This is a genomic window from Streptomyces lonarensis (genome assembly GCF_012033735.1).
GTDB classification, from domain to species: Bacteria; Actinomycetota; Actinomycetes; order Streptomycetales; family Streptomycetaceae; genus Streptomyces; species Streptomyces lonarensis.
Map to the genome: position 1 here is coordinate 1 of NZ_JAAVJD010000114.1, position 17,336 is coordinate 17,336.

At 74.5% G+C, this 17,336-nt stretch carries 17 protein-coding genes; 13 read left to right on the top strand and 4 right to left on the bottom strand.

The window, feature by feature from the left end; genetic code table 11:
• Nucleotides 1-221: 221 nt before the first annotated feature.
• Both HCN56_RS15070 and HCN56_RS15075 read right to left on the bottom strand, forming a co-directional pair.
• Nucleotides 222-1,079 carry an SCO6745 family protein gene (locus HCN56_RS15070; protein ID WP_167971365.1) on the bottom strand — a complete coding sequence of 286 codons (858 nt, stop codon included), beginning with the start codon at nucleotides 1,077-1,079 and terminating at the stop codon, nucleotides 222-224.
• 123 nt (nucleotides 1,080-1,202) lie between these two features.
• A complete protein-coding gene (locus HCN56_RS15075) occupies nucleotides 1,203-1,949 on the bottom strand; it encodes an enoyl-CoA hydratase/isomerase family protein (RefSeq protein WP_167971366.1) in 747 nt (248 codons plus the stop codon).
• Nucleotides 1,950-2,064: 115 nt separating this feature from the next.
• Here HCN56_RS15075 and HCN56_RS15080 point away from each other — a divergent pair, with 115 nt between their 5' ends.
• Nucleotides 2,065-2,811 (top strand): DUF308 domain-containing protein, encoded by a 747-nt coding sequence (locus HCN56_RS15080; RefSeq protein WP_167971368.1) that lies wholly within the window; start codon nucleotides 2,065-2,067, stop codon nucleotides 2,809-2,811.
• A gap of 260 nt (nucleotides 2,812-3,071) precedes the next feature.
• The gene (locus tag HCN56_RS15085; RefSeq protein WP_167971370.1) at nucleotides 3,072-3,539 is read left to right on the top strand and encodes an ATP-binding protein; all 468 of its coding nucleotides are present in this window, start codon (nucleotides 3,072-3,074) and stop codon (nucleotides 3,537-3,539) included.
• A 74-nt stretch (nucleotides 3,540-3,613) separates the two neighbouring features.
• Here the strand turns inward: HCN56_RS15085 and idi are convergent, their stop codons facing one another.
• Nucleotides 3,614-4,207 carry an isopentenyl-diphosphate Delta-isomerase gene (gene idi / locus HCN56_RS15090; RefSeq protein ID WP_167971372.1) on the bottom strand — a complete coding sequence of 198 codons (594 nt, stop codon included), beginning with the start codon at nucleotides 4,205-4,207 and terminating at the stop codon, nucleotides 3,614-3,616.
• A gap of 158 nt (nucleotides 4,208-4,365) precedes the next feature.
• Nucleotides 4,366-5,295 carry a cation diffusion facilitator family transporter gene (locus HCN56_RS15095; RefSeq protein ID WP_167971374.1) on the bottom strand — a complete coding sequence of 310 codons (930 nt, stop codon included), beginning with the start codon at nucleotides 5,293-5,295 and terminating at the stop codon, nucleotides 4,366-4,368.
• 430 nt (nucleotides 5,296-5,725) lie between these two features.
• On the opposite strand from HCN56_RS15095, the gene HCN56_RS15100 reads away from it, so the two are divergent.
• The 11 genes from HCN56_RS15100 (at nucleotide 5,726) to HCN56_RS15150 (ending at nucleotide 17,238) form a co-directional block, all read left to right on the top strand.
• A complete protein-coding gene (locus HCN56_RS15100; RefSeq protein ID WP_167971392.1) occupies nucleotides 5,726-7,522 on the top strand; it encodes a DUF5941 domain-containing protein in 1,797 nt (598 codons plus the stop codon).
• Nucleotides 7,519-8,268, top strand: a complete 750-nt coding sequence (locus tag HCN56_RS15105; RefSeq protein ID WP_167971376.1) for a phosphocholine cytidylyltransferase family protein — start codon at nucleotides 7,519-7,521, stop codon at nucleotides 8,266-8,268. The genes HCN56_RS15100 and HCN56_RS15105 overlap by 4 nt, the downstream gene beginning before the upstream one ends.
• Nucleotides 8,256-9,317, top strand: coding sequence for an iron-containing alcohol dehydrogenase family protein (locus HCN56_RS15110; protein WP_167971378.1), 1,062 nt, complete (start codon nucleotides 8,256-8,258; stop codon nucleotides 9,315-9,317). Before HCN56_RS15105 ends, HCN56_RS15110 begins: the two co-directional genes overlap by 13 nt.
• Nucleotides 9,295-10,080, top strand: coding sequence for a CDP-alcohol phosphatidyltransferase family protein (locus HCN56_RS15115; protein ID WP_167971380.1), 786 nt, complete (start codon nucleotides 9,295-9,297; stop codon nucleotides 10,078-10,080). Before HCN56_RS15110 ends, HCN56_RS15115 begins: the two co-directional genes overlap by 23 nt.
• Before the next feature lie 56 nt (nucleotides 10,081-10,136).
• Entirely contained in the window at nucleotides 10,137-10,982 is an 846-nt protein-coding gene (locus HCN56_RS15120) for a glycosyltransferase family 2 protein (RefSeq protein WP_167971394.1), read from the top strand.
• A gap of 109 nt (nucleotides 10,983-11,091) precedes the next feature.
• On the top strand, nucleotides 11,092-12,027 hold the full coding sequence (locus tag HCN56_RS15125; RefSeq protein WP_167971382.1) for an ABC transporter permease: 936 nt from the start codon (nucleotides 11,092-11,094) through the stop codon (nucleotides 12,025-12,027).
• Nucleotides 12,020-12,823: an ABC transporter ATP-binding protein gene (locus HCN56_RS15130; RefSeq protein ID WP_167971384.1), complete on the top strand. Its 804-nt coding sequence runs from the start codon at nucleotides 12,020-12,022 to the stop codon at nucleotides 12,821-12,823. The genes HCN56_RS15125 and HCN56_RS15130 overlap by 8 nt, the downstream gene beginning before the upstream one ends.
• A 93-nt stretch (nucleotides 12,824-12,916) precedes the next feature.
• Entirely contained in the window at nucleotides 12,917-13,831 is a 915-nt protein-coding gene (hpnC, locus tag HCN56_RS15135; protein ID WP_167971386.1) for a squalene synthase HpnC, read from the top strand.
• Nucleotide 13,832: 1 nt separating this feature from the next.
• The gene (hpnD, locus tag HCN56_RS15140) at nucleotides 13,833-14,768 is read left to right on the top strand and encodes a presqualene diphosphate synthase HpnD (protein ID WP_167971396.1); all 936 of its coding nucleotides are present in this window, start codon (nucleotides 13,833-13,835) and stop codon (nucleotides 14,766-14,768) included.
• On the top strand, nucleotides 14,765-16,183 hold the full coding sequence (hpnE, locus tag HCN56_RS15145; RefSeq protein WP_167971388.1) for a hydroxysqualene dehydroxylase HpnE: 1,419 nt from the start codon (nucleotides 14,765-14,767) through the stop codon (nucleotides 16,181-16,183). Before hpnD ends, hpnE begins: the two co-directional genes overlap by 4 nt.
• The gene (locus HCN56_RS15150) at nucleotides 16,180-17,238 is read left to right on the top strand and encodes a polyprenyl synthetase family protein (RefSeq protein ID WP_167971390.1); all 1,059 of its coding nucleotides are present in this window, start codon (nucleotides 16,180-16,182) and stop codon (nucleotides 17,236-17,238) included. Before hpnE ends, HCN56_RS15150 begins: the two co-directional genes overlap by 4 nt.
• Nucleotides 17,239-17,336 lie beyond the last annotated feature (98 nt).

A 17,336-nucleotide genomic window follows, 5' to 3' on the forward strand; every position in this document is an offset into this window, starting at 1 on the left:
CCTGCGGCCGCCCTCGGGCGGTCGGCGACGCGGGACGCCGTTCACCGCTCGCCGGTCACGCCGACGGTGTCGAGCGGGGCTCTGCCCGACCGCCCCCGCGGCGCGGTGGCCCCGGCCGGAGCAGCACCGGGCGCGCGTCGGCCGCCGGACCACCTGACCGGCGGACGTACCGACGCGGGGGCCGTCCGGCCGCCTGGTGCGTCACGGCCGGACGGCGGGTCTCAGCCCGTCACCTCGGACGGGAAGGCGCCCCCCTTGGCGGCGGTCAGGGCGAAGCCCGCTGCCAGGTCGGTGAGGCGGGCGGTCCCGTCTCCGCCGAGCGCATCGTACGGGGCGCGGTCCAGCCGGTCGGTCTCGTTCTCGATCGCCTTGCGCAGGGCGACGCCGTCCTCGGTCAGCCGGCCGTCGCCGGCCAGCAGGCCCCGCTCCCGGAGCCTCGCCTGGGCGGCGTTCCACTCCTCCTCGCTCCAGCCGCGGGTCTCCCGCAGCCAGGCGGGGTGCTGGCCGTGGCCGCTCGCGGCGTGGCTGATCATCGCTTCCGCCGGGTCCAGCCCCTCCCGCAGCAGGACGGCGACGTGCCCGTCGCCCCGGTGCTCGCGCAGCAGGGTCGCGGCGTGCCACAGCCGCAGGTGCGGGGCGTGCGGCGTGGGGAGGTCGGCGTTGGCCGCGTACACCGTGCGTCCGTGGGGGCGGCAGCCGTGCGCGGCGCGCAGGGCGAGCTCGGCCGCCTCCGCCATCTGCGGCGACTCGACGGTGCGGTCGCCGAGCAGGCGGCGCAGGACGCCGTCGGCCGCGCGGAGCCGCGCCTCGACCACGGCCGCCGGCCGTGGCCGCTCCCAGACGGCGGGCAGATGGCGGGCGACGAGGCCGGGGCGGAAGGAGTAGAACGCGGCGGAGACGGCGCCGGCGCCGACCCGGCCCATCGGGGCGGCGCGGGTGGCGAGGTAGGCGGCTGTCTGCTCGCCGATGCCGAGCGCGGCCATCTCACGCGGTAGCTCGGGGGAGAAGTACAGCAGCGAGTGCAGTGGATTGAGTGCGGCGTGACAGCGCCTGCCGGCGCGGGAAGGCGGGGAGGTCATGCCCGTCACATTACCGAGCGGTATATACCGGGGGTAGTCCGCGGTCGTGCCCGGACCGCGCCCGCCGGGGCCCGGCCCCGCCCGGTCGGCGGCCGGCCGCGGACGCGCCGGGTGGGCGGGCGGTCAACCGGGCCAGCGGAACCGCGGCTCCCGCCGCTCCAGGAAGGCGGCGACCCCTTCCGCCAGCTCGTGCTCCGCGTTGCGCGGCCCTGACCAGCGCTCCGCGTGGTCGCCCTCCGGTCCGTGGTCGACGAACGCCTTGGCCGCCTGCTGGGACAGTCGGGAGCGCGCCGTGAGGGTGGCGGTGAGGGCGGCCACCCGGTCGTCCAGGGCCTCCGCCGGGTGCACCTCGTTCACCAGGCCGCAGGTCAGCGCCCGTTCGGCCCCGATGAGCTCGGCCGAGAAGAGCAGGTACTTGGCGGTGGCCGGGCCGACGAGACGGCTGAGCCGGGCCGTGGCGCCCGGCGGGTAGACGATCCCCAGACGCGCGGGGGTGATGCCGAGCACCGCGTCCTGGGCGGCCAGCCGCAGGTCGCAGGCGACGGCGAGCTGGCAGCCGCCGCCCACGCAGTGGCCCCGGACGACGGCGAGTGTCGGGCCGGGGAAAGCGGCGAGCGCCTCCTCGGCGGCCGAGGCCAGCTCCCGGGGGGCGGTGCCGGACCGCAGGCCTGTGATGTCGGCCCCGGCGCTGAAGGTCCCGCCGTGGCCGGTCAGCACCAGCATCCGCACGTCGGGTTCGGTGGCGAGTTCCGCCACCGTTGCGGCCAGCGTGCGCCACATGCCGGGCGTCAGGGCGTTCCGCTTCGCCGGGTTGCGCAGGGTCACGGTCGCGACGCCGTCCACGACGCTGCTGAGCACGGCAGGTTCCATGAGGGGCGATGGTAGGCCCCCGACGGGGATGTCCGGAACCGGGTGCCCGGATGGCGTAGGAACAGCGGCGCCGAGCGCCGGGAGGGAGGAACCTGGCGAGCGAGGAGGTGCCGCCATGCGCCACAGGGAGTCGCAGCAGCCGCAGGACCCGGGACGGGAGCTGCACCGCAGCCTCGGCCGGTTCGCCGCCCTCGGTGCCGTACTGGTGGCGGCGGGGCTGGTCGGGCTGGTGTACACAGGCGCCGCGACGCTCCAGTCGATGGTGCTGTTCGGATGGCTGCTGCTGGTCGGCGGCGTCGTGGGCCTGCTGCACGCGGTGCTCTCGCGGGGGTCGAACTTCGTGTGGGTGGGGCTGATCGCCGCGGCGCTCAACCTCGCGGCAGGGGTGATCCTGATCCGGCACCCGGAGGTGGCCGCGGCCGGGCTCAGTCTGTTCGTGGCCCTGCTCCTGCTGACCGGCGGGGTCTTCCGGTTCGTCGGCGGGCTCGTGGTGCGCGGCCCCCAGATGATGTGGACCGTGGTGCAGGGCGCGTTCGGCCTGGTGCTCGGGCTGATGGTGCTGCTGGAGTGGCCCACCGCCACCTGGTACGTCCTGGGGACGTTCCTGTCGCTGGCGCTGCTCTTCGACGGGCTCGGGTTGTTGGCGACCGGGATGGCCGGGCGCCGCATCCTCGCCATGGTCGGCAGCACACGTGCGGGGACGGGAACAGGAACAGGAACAGGGACAGGAACGGGAACAGGCGCGGGCATCGGCGGCGGGCGCGAGGCCGGCGGCGGGTCGGTCCCCGCGGGCGGTGACGCGCCGCACGGGGCGCCACCGCACCCCGGCGAGCCGCCGGCCGGGTCCCCACCCGCGCGGTGAGGCCGTGACCCGGGGCGGCTGCCTGGGCCGGTGGCGTGGAACCGTCGCTCCCCGCCGATCCACGGCAGTGAACGTTCACTTCGCGGTCGGAAATCGAAGCTGGTCTCTCATTGGCGAAAGAGAAGCACGCTTATTCGGTGAGTTCCGTGCAGTCGGTCACAGGGCGCTGGCACATGCCAACACTCGGAGACATGCGGCGCACCCTCGCGCCGCCCTCCGAAGCGCATGACACGAGAGATGAGGGGCCGGTGCCGGACAGAATGGACAGCCGATCGCACGCCTCGACGCAGCACGTGCTGCCCGCACGGCACCGGCCCGACGGCACCTGGCGCTTCACCGTTCCACCCGTCGATGGCTCGGTCCCCTGGGTGCGGCACGCCGTCCGCGACCTCCTGCGGCGACGGCGGGCCCCCGTCGGCGACGACCTGATGTTCGCCGTCGAGCTGGTGCTCTCGGAACTGGTGACCAACGGCGTACGCCACGCCGCGCTGCTGACACCGCAGATCGGCGTCGAGGTGACCCTGCTGGACGGGTGGCTGCGGCTCGGCGTGGAGGACGGCCACCCCTACCGGCCGCGCGCCCTGGAGGCCGTGCCCGACCAGCACGAGACGGGCGGCCGGGGGCTGCTCCTGGTCAAGGCCGTGGCCCTGGAGGCCGGCGGCGACTGCGGGGTGACCCCCACCGCCGGGGGCGGCAAGGTCATCTGGGCGACGTTCCCGCTGTACTGAGCTGCCGCCGGCCACCGGCCGCCACCGGAGCGCCGGACGACAAGAGCCGGCCCGGCGCCGTCACCGCACCCGCCTCACCAGCCGCCGGCACCGCCGGTGGTCTCCCGGATGGCCGGTCGGGCGGCGTCGAGCACCGTCATGAACCAGGCGGAGAACGGGTCGACCGCGTGGCGGCGGGCCAGTTCCTCGGCCGTGACCAGCGCGGTCGCGCCGACCTCCTCGGGATCGGGCGCGGCCGGGGCGCCGGTCAGCCCCACGAAGAGGTGGTTGTACTCCTGCTCCACCAGGCCCGAGACCGGGTCGGGGTGGTTGTAGCGCACGGTGCCCGCCTCGCGCAGCAGCGAGGGCGCGGTGCCCAGTTCCTCCGCGGTCCGCCGCACCGCGGCGAGGAACGGCGGCTCGCCCGGGTAGGGGTGACCGCAGCAGGTGTTGGACCAGACCCCGGGGGAGTGGTACTTGCCGGCCGCCCGCTGCTGCAGGAGCAGCCGCCCCTCGGCGTCGAAGAGGAAGACGGAGAACGCCCGGTGGAGCCGCCCCGGTGCCTGGTGCGCCGACAGCTTCTCCGCCGTGCCGATGGTCGTGCCGTCCTCGTCCACCAGCTCCAGCAGGATCGGCTCGGGCCCGGTCTGCTCGGGGCTGCCGGTGGTGACGTCGGTTCGCTGGGGCATGGGCGCCTTTCGGGATGTGCACGTCGCCCCGGACGCCGCCCGGGGGACCGGCCCGCCGTGCTGGGGCCTGGCACCAGTGTGCCGTAGCGGACCCCGCGGGCGCGTCACCCGTCCGGGCGCACCACCGGCCCACGGGGCGACGATCGGCTGACGCGGGATCAGTGGCAGACGCGCGACTCGTGCGCGACGTGCCCGTCCGGTTCCAGCTGGAAGGTGCAGTGCTCCACGGCGAAGTGGCCGCCCAGGCAGTCCTGGAGGTCGTGCAGCACACGCTCGTGGCCGACCGCGTCCAGCACCTCGCGGTCGACCACCACGTGGGCCGAGACCACCGGCATCCCCGAGGTGATGGTCCACACGTGGAGGTCGTGCACGTCGGACACGCCCTCGACCCCGAGCATGTGCTCCCGCACCTCGTGGATGTCGACGTCCCGGGGCGCGGACTCCAGCAGCACCTCGACCGCCTCCCGGCCGAGCTTGAACGTCCGCGGCACGATCATGGCCGCGATCAGCAGCGACGCGACCAGGTCGGCCTGCTGCCAGCCGGTGAGCAGGATCACCAGCGCCGAGGCGATCACCGCGACCGACCCGAGGGTGTCGGCCAGCACCTCCAGGAAGGCGCCCCGCACGTTGAGGCTCTCCTTCTGGCCCTTCATGAGCAGCAGCAGCGAGACGCAGTTGAGGGCGAGGCCGACCACGCCGAAGACCATGGTCAGGCCGCCCTCGATCTCCGCCGGCTGCTGCATGCGCCGGAACGCCTCGAAGACGATGTAGCCGCCCACCCCGAGCAGCAGCAGGCAGTTCATCAGCGCGGCAAGGATCTCCAGCCGGGCCATGCCGAAGGTCCGGCCGGCCGCCGCGGGCCGGTTGGCGAAGTGGATCGCCGTCAGCGCCATGCCGATGCCGACGAGGTCGGTCGCGACGTGGCCCGCGTCGGCCAGCAGCGCCAGCGACCCGGTGAGGGCGGCGCCGATCAGCTCGGCGACCAGCAGCACGGCGGCGATCCCGAACGCGATCAAGAGCCGGCCCCGGTGCGCCGCGCCGGCGGTCGCGTGCCCGCTCCCACCGCCGTGTTGGTGTCCCGCTCCCATGGCGCTCCGCTCCCGTCGTCGTCCGGTCCGCGGGTACTCCCGCGGCGCCCGTCCCGGTGGCGCGAAACCACCGGGGAACCGGGGCGCCGCGGCACCCGCACCCCCTCAGTGAACTACGGGTGGGGGGTATGTGGCAACGCGGCAGTGAACACCGTTGTCATTGCCTCTGAGCTGGGCTTTTACGCTACCGGAGGGGTGCCCGGCCCACCTGCGGCGACATGCCGCCGACGCCGCCCGGGCGAGACCTCGCGCCGGTATTCCGTCACCACTCGGTCGGCTGTGCGAGACCTCCCGGCCGTGACCGGTGCGAACCCCGGGTGAACCGCGGTGAACGACCCGTCGGGGGATCGGATAACCTCTGCCCTCGTGCCCGCCCGTGGCCCGCCGCGCGGCGCGGCCGGCACGGCGCCGCCCCGAGGAGTGAGTTCAGCTGTCGACCGCCATCGTCATCGGCCGGCCCGTCGCCGGGTCACCGCTCGACGCCGACCTGCGGGCCCTCGGCTTCACGGTCCGCGCCCAGCAGGACCCCGCGGCCCTGCGTGAGGAGCTCGGCCGGGTGCCGACCGGCGCACGCATCGCCGTCGTCGACGCCCGCTTCACCGGGCACCGGCAGAGCCTGCGGCTCGCCCTCACCGACCCCCGGTTCCCGGCCGCGGCCGTGCCCGGCGCGCTGGCCGTGGGACCGGCCGGCCGAGCGGCACTCACCGCCGCTCTCGCCACTGTCCCCACCGCGCCGACCGCCGCCGCGGACGTGCCGCTGACCGACCGTCTCGCCGAGGCCGTCGACGCCTCCGGGACCGCCGTCCACCGGCCCGCCCTCGGCAGCCTCCAGGCCCGGGTGCCGGACTCGCCCGCCGAGACCGAGGAGGCCCGCGCCGCGGTCGCCGCCGTCGACGGGGAGCGCATCCGCCTCGCCGACGCGGTCAAGAGCCGCGACGGGTTCTTCACCACCCACTGCGTCAGCCCCTACTCCCGGTACATCGCACGCTGGTGCGCCGACCGGGGACTGACGCCGAACCAGGTGACCACCGCCTCCCTCGTCACCGCGCTGGTGGCGGCGGGGTGCGCCGCCACCGGCACCCGCGCCGGGTTCGTCGCCGCCGGCCTGCTGCTCCTCGCCTCGTTCGTCCTGGACTGCGTCGACGGCCAGCTCGCCCGCTACGCGCTGAAGTACTCCACCCTCGGCGCCTGGCTCGACGCGACCTTCGACCGCGCCAAGGAGTACGCGTTCTACGCCGGACTCGCCCTGGGAGCGGCGCGCGGCGGCGAGGACGTCTGGGGGCTGGCGCTGGCGGCCATGGTGCTCCAGACCGCCCGCCACATCGTCGACTTCTCCTTCAACGAGACCGCGACCGCCCAGACCGGCGCCGGCCGCGCCGCCGCCCTCTCCGGGCGACTGGACGCGGTCGGCTGGACCGTCTGGGCGCGACGCATGATCGTGCTGCCGATCGGCGAGCGCTGGGCGCTGATCGCCGTCCTCACCGCCCTGACGACCCCGCGCATCACCTTCGTGGTGCTGCTGGCCGCCGGGGCCTTCGCCGCCTGCTACACCACCGCCGGCCGGGTGCTGCGCTCCATCCGCCGCTCCGGCGGCGGCGACGGCGGCGCCCCGGCCCTCGCGGCCCTGGTCGACAGCGGACCGCTCGCCGAGTCCGCCGCCCGCACCCCTGCCACCGGCCGGGCCGCCCTGGGCGCGCCGCTGTGGGCCGCGGCGGGCGTGGTGGTCCTGCTGGGGACCCTCCTGCTGCCCGGTGCCGCCGGCACCTGGGCCGTGGTCGCCGCCGCCGTCTGGTACGCCCTGTGCGCCGGGCGGGCCGTCGCTGCGCCGCTGAGCCACCGGCTCGACTGGCTGCTGCCGCCGCTGTTCCGGGTGGCCGAGTACGGCACCGTGCTGATCCTCGCCCTGCACGCGGAGAGCCCCGCCGCGCTCCCGGCGGCGTTCGGGCTGGTGGCGATCTGCGCCTACCATCACTACGACACGGTGTACCGCCTGCGCGGCGGCGCCGGGGCCCCGCCCCGCGGCCTGGTGCTCGCCGCGGGCGGGCACGAGGGACGCACCCTGCTGGTCGTCCTCGCCGCCGCCCTCTGGCTCGGCGGTTCCGGCTTCCCCGTCGCGCTCACGGCCCTCGCCGGGGCGCTGACCGTCCTGGTGCTGACCGAGAGCATCCGGTTCTGGGTCTCCTCCCAGGCCCCCGCCGTACACGACGAGACAGGAGAACCCACATGATCGGCCTCGTGCTGGCGGCCGGCGCCGGACGGCGTCTGCGTCCCTACACCGACACCCTGCCCAAGGCCCTGGTGCCGGTCGGCTCCCGGGACGACGAGAGCACCACCGTCCTGGACCTGACCCTGGGCAACTTCGCGGAGGTCGGCCTCACCGAGGTCGCCGTCGTCGTCGGCTACCGCAAGGAAGCGGTCCACGAGCGCCAGGCGGCGCTGGAGTCCCGCTACGGCGTGAAGTTGACGCTGATCGACAACGACAGGGCCGAGGAGTGGAACAACGCCTACTCCCTCTGGTGCGCCCGTGACGTGCTCGCCGAGGGCGTGATCCTCGCCAACGGCGACACCGTCCACCCGGTCTCGGTGGAGCGTTCGCTGCTCGCCGCCCGCGGCGGGGACCGCCGGATCATCCTCGCGCTGGACACGGTGAAGGAGCTCGCCGACGAGGAGATGAAGGTGATCACCGAGCCGGGCCGCGGTGTCCGGCGGATCACCAAGCTCATGGACCCGTCGGAGGCGACCGGCGAGTACATCGGCGTGACCCTCATCGAGGGCAGCGCCGCGGCCGACCTCGCCGACGCGCTGCGCACCACCTTCGAGCGGGACCCCGACCTCTACTACGAGGACGGCTACCAGGAGCTGGTGAACCGCGGCGTCACCATCGACACCACCCCCATCGGCGACGTGCCCTGGGTCGAGATCGACAACCACGACGACCTCGCCCGCGGCCGGGGGATCGCATGCCTCTACTGACCAGGCTGATCCCGTCCCCGGTGTCGGTGGACATCAGGGCGGGCGCCCTGGACGACCTGGCCTCACTCCTGGCCGACCAGCGCATCGCCCCGACCGGCAAGCTCGCCTTCGCCATCAGCGAGGGTTCCGGCCGGGCGCTGCGCGACCGGCTCTGCGACGCCATGCCGGGGGCCGACTGGTTCGAGGTAGGCGGCGGCACGCTGGACGACGCCGTCCGCCTGGCGGGCGAGGTCAAGTCGGGCCGCTACGACGCCCTGGTCGGCCTCGGCGGCGGCAAGATCATCGACTGCGCCAAGTTCGCCGCCGCCCGGGTCGGGCTGCCGCTGGTGGCGGTGGCGACCAACCTGTCGCACGACGGGCTGTGCTCCCCGATCGCGACCCTCGACAACGACGCGGGGCGCGGCTCCTACGGCGTGCCCACGCCCATCGCCGTCGTCATCGACCTCGACGTCATCCGGCAGGCCCCCGCGCGCTTCGTGCGGTCGGGGGTCGGGGACGCCATCTCCAACATCTCCGCCGTGGCCGACTGGGAGCTGTCCCACAAGGTGACCGGCGAGCCGATCGACGGTCTGGCCGCCGCGATGGCCCGGCAGGCGGGCGAGGCGGTGCTGCGGCACCCCGGCGGGTGCGAGGACGACTCGTTCCTCACCGTGCTCGCCGAGGGACTGGTCCTCACCGGCATCGCCATGTCGATCGCCGGAGACAGCCGCCCGGCCTCCGGCGCCTGCCACGAGATCAACCACGCCTTCGACCTGCTCTTCCCCCGCCGCCGCGCCCCCCACGGCGAGCAGTGCGGCCTGGGGGCGGCCTTCGCCACCCACCTGCGGGGCGCCACGGAGCAGGCGGCACTGATGGTGGAGACGCTCCGGCGTCACCGGCTGCCCGTCCTCCCCGGGGACATCGGCTTCAGCGGCGAGGAGTTCGTCCAGGTCCTGGAGTTCGCGCCGCGCACCCGGCCGGGGCGCTTCACCATCCTGGAACACCTCCAGCTGTCCACCGACGAGATCAGGGACGCGTACGCGCACTATGTCAAAACCTTCGGTAGCTGAACTCCGCCCCGTCGTCCACCCCGAGGGGATCAAGGACCGCCGCAGCGGGGAGCACTGGGCGGGCCGGCTCTACATGCGCGAGGTCTCGCTGCGCTGGACCAGGCACCTGGTCGACAGCCGCGTCACCCCCAACCAGCTGACCTACCTGATGGTGCTCACCGGGGTCGCCGCAGGCGGCGCGCTGCTGATCCCCGGCATCGCCGGCGCGGTGCTGGCGGCGCTGCTGATCCAGCTCTACCTCCTGCTGGACTGCGTCGACGGCGAGGTGGCCCGCTGGCGGAAGCAGACCTCGGTCACCGGCGTCTACCTCGACCGCGTCGGCCACTACCTGGCCGAGGCCGCGCTGCTGGTCGGCTTCGGCGTACGGGCGGCCGACGTGTTCGCGCTGGAGGGCGCCGCCGCCAACTGGCTGTGGGCCTTCCTCGGCACCGTCGCCGCCCTCGGTGCGATCCTGATCAAGGCCGAGACGGACCTGGTCGACGTGGCGCGACTGCGCAGCGGCATGACGGCCGTGCAGGAGTCGGCGGCGACCCCCCGCTCGTCCGGCCTGGCGGTGGCCCGCCGTGCCGCCGCGGCGCTCAAGTTCCACCGCCTGGTCGGCGGGGTCGAGGCGTCGCTGTTCATCCTCGCCGTCGCCGTCGCCGACCTGATCGCCGGCGGGCTCTTCTTCAGCCGACTCGGCGTCGCGGTGCTGGCCGCGATCGCCGTCCTGCAGACCCTGCTCCACCTGGTCTCCATCCTCGCCTCCAGCAGGCTGCGGTGACCCCGGGCCCGGCGGCAGGCCGCCCCGGCCTCTCCCTAGGGGCCGTGATCATCACCATGGGGAACCGTCCCGAGGAGCTCAAGCGGCTGCTCGACTCGGTCGCGGCCCAGGCCGGCGACCCGGTGCAGGTGGTGGTGGTCGGCAACGGCGCGGCCCTTCCGGACCTGCCCGAGGGCGTCCGCACGATGGAGCTGCCCGAGAACCTGGGCATCCCCGGCGGCCGCAACGCGGGCATCGAGGCGTTCGGCCCCGGCGGCACCGATGTCGACGTGCTGCTCTTCCTGGACGACGACGGGGACCTCCCCGGCCGCGACGTGGGCGAACTGGTGCGCGAGGCGTTCGCCGCCGACGACCGGCTCGGCATCGTCTCCTTCCGCATCGCCGACCCGGAGACGGGCGTCACACAGCGCCGGCACGTGCCGCGGCTGCGCGCCTCGGACCCGATGCGCTCCTCGCCGGTCACCACCTTCCTCGGCGGGGCCAACGCCGTGCGCACCGCCGTCTTCGCCGAGGTCGGCGGACTGCCGGACAGCTTCTTCTACGCGCACGAGGAGACCGACCTCGCCTGGCGGGCGCTGGACGCCGGCTGGGGCATCGAGTACCGGGCCGACCTGGTGCTGCACCACCCCACCACCTCGCCCGCGCGGCACGCGCTCTACCACCGGCTGGTGGCCCGCAACCGTGTCTGGCTGGCCCGCCGCAATCTGCCGCTGCCGCTGATCCCGCTCTACCTCGGCACCTGGTTGCTGCTCACCCTGCTCAGGCGTCCCTCCGGTTCCGCGCTGCGCGCCTGGGCGGGCGGATTCGTCGAGGGCTGGCGCACCCCCTGCGGTCCCCGGCGGCCGATGCGGTGGCGTACCGTGTGGCGCCTGACCCGGCTGGGCCGCCCGCCGGTCATCTGACAAGCTCCACCCTGAGATCATTCACGAGCGAACAGCGGACCGGGCGCCGAACACGCGTCCGGTCCGTCCGCGGCTCTCCACAGCTGGCCCGCGAGACGAAAGTGTCGATGTGAGCGAGACAACGCACGAGCGTGCGACCTCCGCCGCCCCACCCCCGCCCGGGGAGAACCTCAGCGCCGCCGAACTCGCGGCCCGCCACGGGCTGGCGGTGAGCGGAGCCAGGCCGTCGCTCCCCGCTTACGTGCGGCAACTATGGGGACGCCGGCACTTCATCCTGTCGTTCTCGCAGGCGAAACTGACGGCGCAGTACAGCCAGGCCAAGATGGGCCAGGTCTGGCAGGTGCTGACGCCGCTGCTCAACGCCGCGGTCTACCTGCTGATCTTCGGGTACCTGCTCGGCGGGCGTGGCGGCATGGACATGCCGGAGTACATCCCGTTCCTGGTCATCGGGGTCTTCCTCTTCACCTTCACCCAGCAGTCGGTCATGGCGGGGGTCAAGTCGATCCCCGGCAACATCGGGCTGGTCCGGGCGCTCCACTTCCCCCGCGCCTCGCTCCCCATCTCCTTCGTGCTCCAGCAGCTTCAGCAGCTGCTCTTCTCCACCGTCGTCATCCTGGTCGTCCTCATCGGCTTCGGCCACTACCCCAGCTGGACCTGGCTGCTGGTCGTTCCCGCCCTGCTGCTCCAGCTGGTCTTCAACTCCGGGCTGGCCCTGGTCTTCGCCCGCTGGGGGGCGGCCGTCCCCGACCTGGCGCAGCTGATGCCCTTCGTGCTGCGCACCGCGATGTACGGCTCCGGCGTGCTCTTCCCCATCGGCCACATCCTCGACGGGCGCGACGTACCGTCCTGGGTCGCCGACGTCGCGCTGGCCAACCCGATCTCCGTCTACATGGAGCTGTTCCGGCACGCCACCATCACCGACGGCCCCCACCACGGCGACCTGGCCGGCTACTTCTGGCTGCTCGCCGTCGGCTACGCGCTCCTCGCGCTCGTCGCCGGGTTCGTGTACTTCTGGAAGGCGGAGGAGAGGTACGGCCGTGGCTGACAACACCACCGACACCGCAGCGGGCACCGCGCCGGCGGGGGAGCGGGTTCCCACCGTCATCGCCGACGACCTGCACATCGTCTACCGCGTCACCGCCGGACGGCAGCGCGGCAACGCGACCGCCGCGCTCCGCCGCGTCATGCGGCGCGAACCCTCGGGACGCGTCCGCGAGGTCCACGCCGTCCGCGGCGTCAGCTTCACCGCCCACCGCGGCGAGGCGATCGGCCTGATCGGCTCCAACGGCTCCGGCAAGTCGACCCTGCTGCGGGCCATCGCCGGCCTGCTGCCCCCGGAGAGCGGGAAGGTCTACACCGACGGCCAGCCCTCGCTGCTGGGCGTCAACGCGGCCCTGATGAACGACCTCACCGGCGAGCGGAACGTCATACTCGGCGGCCTCGCGATGGGCATGAGCCGGGAGCAGATCAAGGAGCGCTACCAGGGGATCGTCGACTTCTCCGGCATCAACGAGAAGGGCGACTTCATCAGCCTGCCCATGCGCACCTACTCCTCCGGGATGGCCGCGCGGCTCCGGTTCTCCATCGCCGCCGCCAAGGACCACGACGTCCTCATGATCGACGAGGCGCTCGCCACCGGCGACAAACGCTTCCAGAAGCGGTCCGAGGCCCGCATCCGGGAACTCCGCAAGGAGGCCGGAACGGTCTTCCTGGTCAGCCACCGCAACCGCTCCATCCGCGACACCTGCGACCGGGTGCTCTGGCTGGAGAAGGGCGAACTGGTCATGGACGGACCCACCGACGAGGTACTCAAGGCCTACGAGGCCGAGACCGCCTCCTGACAACGGCCGTGCCCCTCCCGCGCCCGGGCCCGACCCGGGCGCGGAAGGGCGTGTCCGAGGGGATCGGCGCCCCGACAAGGTAGAAATGACGGTATGACGACCACCGCCGCCGCCGACCCCGGTCACCAGCAGGTCTCCGCGACGCTGGCCAAGGCCGCCCGAGAGAACTTCCCCGTCGCCCCCCGCTTCCTGCCTGCGGCCTGGCGCGAGGACCTCATGGCCGTCTACGGCTACGCCCGGCTGGTGGACGACGCCGGCGACGGGGACCTCGCCCCCGGTGGCGCCGACGCCGTGCTGCTGGGGCTGGAGGCCGAAGCCGCCGACGAGCCCGCGGCGCTGCTGGACGCGCTGGAGGCGGACCTGGAGCGCGTCTTCACCCCCGGAGCCGAAGCGCCCCGGCACCCCCTGGTGCGCGGCCTGCTGCCGACCGTCCGCCGCACCGGCCTCACCGCGCAGCCCTTCCGCGACCTCATCGAGGCCAACCGCGTCGACCAGCGCGTCAGCCGCTACGCCGACCGCGACCAACTGCTCGGCTACTGCGAACTCTCCGCCAACCCCGTGGGGCGGCTCGTCCTCGGTGTCACCGGCACCACGACCCCCGAACGCGTCCGGCGCTCCGACGCGATCTGCACCGCGCTCCAGCTGATCGAGCACCTCCAGGACGTCGCCGAGGACCTGGCGCGCGACCGGATCTACCTGCCCGCGACCGAGATGCGGCGGTTCCACGTCACCGAGCGCGACCTCGCGGCGCCCACCGCCGGAGCCGCGCTGCGGGCCCTGGTCGCCTCCGAGGCGGACCGGGCACGTAGGCTGCTGGACGACGGCGCACCGCTCGTCGGCAGCGTCCAGGGCAGGCTCCGGATGCTGCTCGCCGGGTTCGTGGGCGGCGGGAGAGCGGCGCTGGCGGCCATCACCGACGCCCGGTACGACGTTCTCGCCGGCACCCCCCGGCCCACCAGAACCGGTCTGCTCCGCGCGGCGGGGTCCACCATGCGACGAGGAATGTGAGCTGTCCACCGTGACGACGAGCCCCCCGCTCTCTCCCTCCCTGACGGCCGCCTACCGCTACTGCGAGATCGTCACCGGCCAGCAGGCCCGGAACTTCGCCTACGGCATCAGGCTGCTGCCCGCCGCCGAACGCCGGGCGATGTCCGCCCTCTACGCCTTCTCCCGACGCGTCGACGACATCGGTGACGGCCCCCTGGACGACGCCACCAAGGAGTCCCGCCTCAAGGAGACCCGCGACCTGCTGCAGCAGGTCCGCGCCGGCGAGATCGCCGACGACGCGACCGACCCGGTGGCGCTGGCGCTCGCCGACGCGGCCGACCGGTTCCCCATCCCGCTCGACGGACTCGACGAGCTCATCGACGGCGTGCTGATGGACGTCCACGGCCGCACCTACGAGACCTGGGAGGAGCTCCGCGACTACTGCCGCTGTGTCGCCGGCGCCGTCGGCCGACTCTCCCTCGGCGTCTTCGGCACCGTCCCCGGCGCGCCCGGCGCCGAGCGAGCCCCGCAGTTCGCCGACACCCTCGGTCTCGCGCTGCAGCTCACCAACATCCTCCGCGACCTGCGGGAGGACGCCGCCGAAGGTCGCAGCTACCTCCCCGAGGAGGACCTGCGGGCCTACGGCTGCACCGAGGGTTTCAACCGGTCGCAGCCCCAGCGCGGCGCCGACTTCGACGGCCTCGTGCGGTTCCAGGTGCACCGCGCCCGGCGACTGTTCGCCGACGGCTACCGGCTGCTCCCGATGCTCGACCGGCGCTCCGGCGCCTGCGTCGCCGCCATGGCCGGCATCTACCACCGCCTGCTCGACCACGTCGCAGCCGAACCCGCCGCCGTGCTCCGCGGCCGGGTCTCCCTGCCCGCCCCGCAGAAGGCCCTCGTCGCCGTCCGCGGACTGGCCGGCCTCGACGCCCGCCGCGCCGTCCGGAAGCGCCCGTGACCCGTACCGCCCTCGTCATCGGCGGTGGCCTGGCCGGGACCACCGCCGCGCTCGACCTCGCCGACCGCGGCTGGCGCGTGACGCTCGCCGAGACCCGGCCCCGCCTCGGCGGCCTCGCCTTCTCCTTCCGCCGGGCCTCCGCCGTCGGCGACCTCACCGTCGACAACGGCCAGCACGTCTACCTGCGGTGCTGCACCGCCTACCGCGGTTTCCTGGAACGCATCGGCGGCAGCGGGCTGGCACCGATCCAGCGGCGGCTGGACGTCCCCGTCCTCGACGCCGACACCGGCCGTGCCGGGCGGCTCACCCGCACCGGGCTGCCCGTCCCGCTGCACCTCTCCGCCGCGCTGGCCCGCTACCCCCACCTCGACAGCGGCCAGCGGCTGCGCGCCGCGCGCGCCGCCTGGGCGCTGCGGTCGCTGGACCCCGACGACCCCGCCCTCGACGCCCGCTCCTTCGGCGACTGGCTCCACGAGCAGGGGCAGGACCCGCGCAGCGCGGCGGCGCTGTGGGACCTCGTCGGCGTCGCCACGCTCAACGCCCGCGCCGACGACGTCTCCCTCGCGCTGGCGGTCAAGGTCTTCCGGACGGGGCTGCTGACCACCCCCGGCGGCGCCGACATCGGCCTGCCCGCCGTCCCGCTCGGCGAGCTCCACGGCACGCTGGCCGGGCGGGCGCTCGCCGATGCCGGCGTCACCGTGCTGCTGCGCGCCCGGGCCCGCCGTGTCGCTCGCCCGGCCGAGGGCACCGCCGGATGGACGACGACCCTGGAGCATGGCGGCGGCCCCGTCGACCTCACCACCGACGCGGTGGTCCTCGCGGTGCCGCAGGGGCAGACCCACGCGCTGCTGCCGCCCGGGGCGCTGGAGGCGCCGGACCGCCTGCTGCGGCTCGCCGACTCCCCGATCCTCAACGTCCACGTCGTCTACGACCGGCCGGTGCTGCGCCGACCGTTCCTCGCGGCGCTCGGCAGCCCGGTGCAGTGGGTGTTCGACCGCACGCCGCACTCCGGCCTCGCCGACCTGCCGGGGGCGGGAGCGTCGCAGTACCTGGCGCTGTCGCAGTCCGCCGCCACGGACGAGATCGACCTGCCCGCGGCCGAACTGCGCCGCCGCTACCTTCCCGAACTGGAACGGCTGCTGCCCGCGGCCCGCACCGCCGGTGTCCGGGACTTCTTCGTCACCAGGGAGCGCACCGCGACCTTCGCACCCGCCCCCGGTACCGCCCGGCTCCGCCCGGGCACCACCACCCGGGCGCCCGGCCTCTACCTGGCCGGCGCGTGGACGGACACCGGCTGGCCCGCGACCATGGAGGGCGCGGTCCGCAGCGGCCACGCCGCCGCCCGCGCCGCCGCCGGAGCCCCCGCGCACACCCCCGCCCGCACCCCGATCGCCCAGCGCGAGGAGCATCCGTGAACGCCCCCCTTCCCGACCCCGACGCCGTGGCGGACCTGCTGGAACGCGGCCGCTCACTCGCCGCCCCCGCGCTGCGCGCCGCCGTCGGACGGCTGGCGTCCCCCATGGACACCGTCGCCGCCTACCACTTCGGCTGGATCGACGAGGACGGCCGCCCCGCTGACGGCGACGGCGGCAAGGCCGTGCGCCCCGCCCTCGCGGTCGTCTCGGCGGAGGTCGCCGGCGCCCGGCCGGAGGCCGGAGTGCCCGGCGCCGTCGCGGTCGAACTGGTCCACAACTTCTCCCTGCTCCACGACGACCTGATGGACGGTGACGAGCAGCGCCGCCACCGCGACACCGTCTGGAAGGTGCACGGTCCGGCGCAGGCGATCCTCGTCGGCGACGCCCTCTTCGCCCTGGCCGGGGAGATCCTGCTGGCCGAGGGCGGTCCGCACGCGGCCGCCGCCGCCCGCCGACTCGCCGTCGCCGCCCGCAAGCTGATCGACGGACAGGCGCAGGACATCGGCTTCGAGCACCGCGAGACGGTCGGCGTCGCGGAGTGCCTGGAGATGGCGGGCAACAAGACGGGCGCCCTCATCGCCTGCGCCGCGTCCATCGGCGCCGTCCTCGGCGGCGCGGACGAGGCCACCGCCGACGCCCTGGACCGCTACGGCCACCACCTCGGCCTCGCCTTCCAGGCGGTGGACGACCTGCTCGGCATCTGGGGCGACTCCCGCTCCACCGGCAAGCAGACCTGGAGCGACCTGCGGCAGCGCAAGAAGTCCCTCCCCGTCGTCGCGGCGCTGGCCGCCGACAACCCCGCCGCGCAGCGGCTCACCGGGCTGCTGACCGCGGACGCGAAGAAGTCGCCCGAGGAGTTCGAGGACTTCGACGAGGCCGAGTTCGCGGAGCGTGCGGCGCTCATCGAGGAGGCCGGCGGCCGGGAGTGGACCGCCGACGAGGCGCGCCGCCAGCACGACACGGCGGTCGCCGCGATCGAGGGGCTGACCATGCCGGACCACACCCGCGAGCAGCTGCTCGCCCTCGCCGACTTCATCGTCGTCCGCGAGCGCTGAGCCCGGCCCCGCCGTGCGGGGCGGGCGCCGTCGATCCGACGCGCCCGCTCCCCGCATCGGCCGGCACCTGACGGTGGGTTCCGGGGCCGGCCCCGGAC

Excerpts from the sequence above, each read along its gene's own strand:
- HCN56_RS15070 (WP_167971365.1), bottom strand. The coding sequence starts at position 1,079 with ATGACCTCCCCGCCTTCCCGCGCCGGCAGGCGCTGTCACGCCGCACTC.
- HCN56_RS15075 (WP_167971366.1), bottom strand. The coding sequence starts at position 1,949 with ATGGAACCTGCCGTGCTCAGCAGCGTCGTGGACGGCGTCGCGACCGTG.
- HCN56_RS15080 (WP_167971368.1), top strand. The coding sequence starts at position 2,065 with ATGCGCCACAGGGAGTCGCAGCAGCCGCAGGACCCGGGACGGGAGCTG.
- HCN56_RS15085 (WP_167971370.1), top strand. The coding sequence starts at position 3,072 with ATGGACAGCCGATCGCACGCCTCGACGCAGCACGTGCTGCCCGCACGG.
- idi (WP_167971372.1), bottom strand. The coding sequence starts at position 4,207 with ATGCCCCAGCGAACCGACGTCACCACCGGCAGCCCCGAGCAGACCGGG.
- HCN56_RS15095 (WP_167971374.1), bottom strand. The coding sequence starts at position 5,295 with ATGGGAGCGGGACACCAACACGGCGGTGGGAGCGGGCACGCGACCGCC.
- HCN56_RS15105 (WP_167971376.1), top strand. The coding sequence starts at position 7,519 with ATGATCGGCCTCGTGCTGGCGGCCGGCGCCGGACGGCGTCTGCGTCCC.
- HCN56_RS15110 (WP_167971378.1), top strand. The coding sequence starts at position 8,256 with ATGCCTCTACTGACCAGGCTGATCCCGTCCCCGGTGTCGGTGGACATC.
- HCN56_RS15115 (WP_167971380.1), top strand. The coding sequence starts at position 9,295 with ATGTCAAAACCTTCGGTAGCTGAACTCCGCCCCGTCGTCCACCCCGAG.
- HCN56_RS15120 (WP_167971394.1), top strand. The coding sequence starts at position 10,137 with ATGGGGAACCGTCCCGAGGAGCTCAAGCGGCTGCTCGACTCGGTCGCG.
- hpnC (WP_167971386.1), top strand. The coding sequence starts at position 12,917 with ATGACGACCACCGCCGCCGCCGACCCCGGTCACCAGCAGGTCTCCGCG.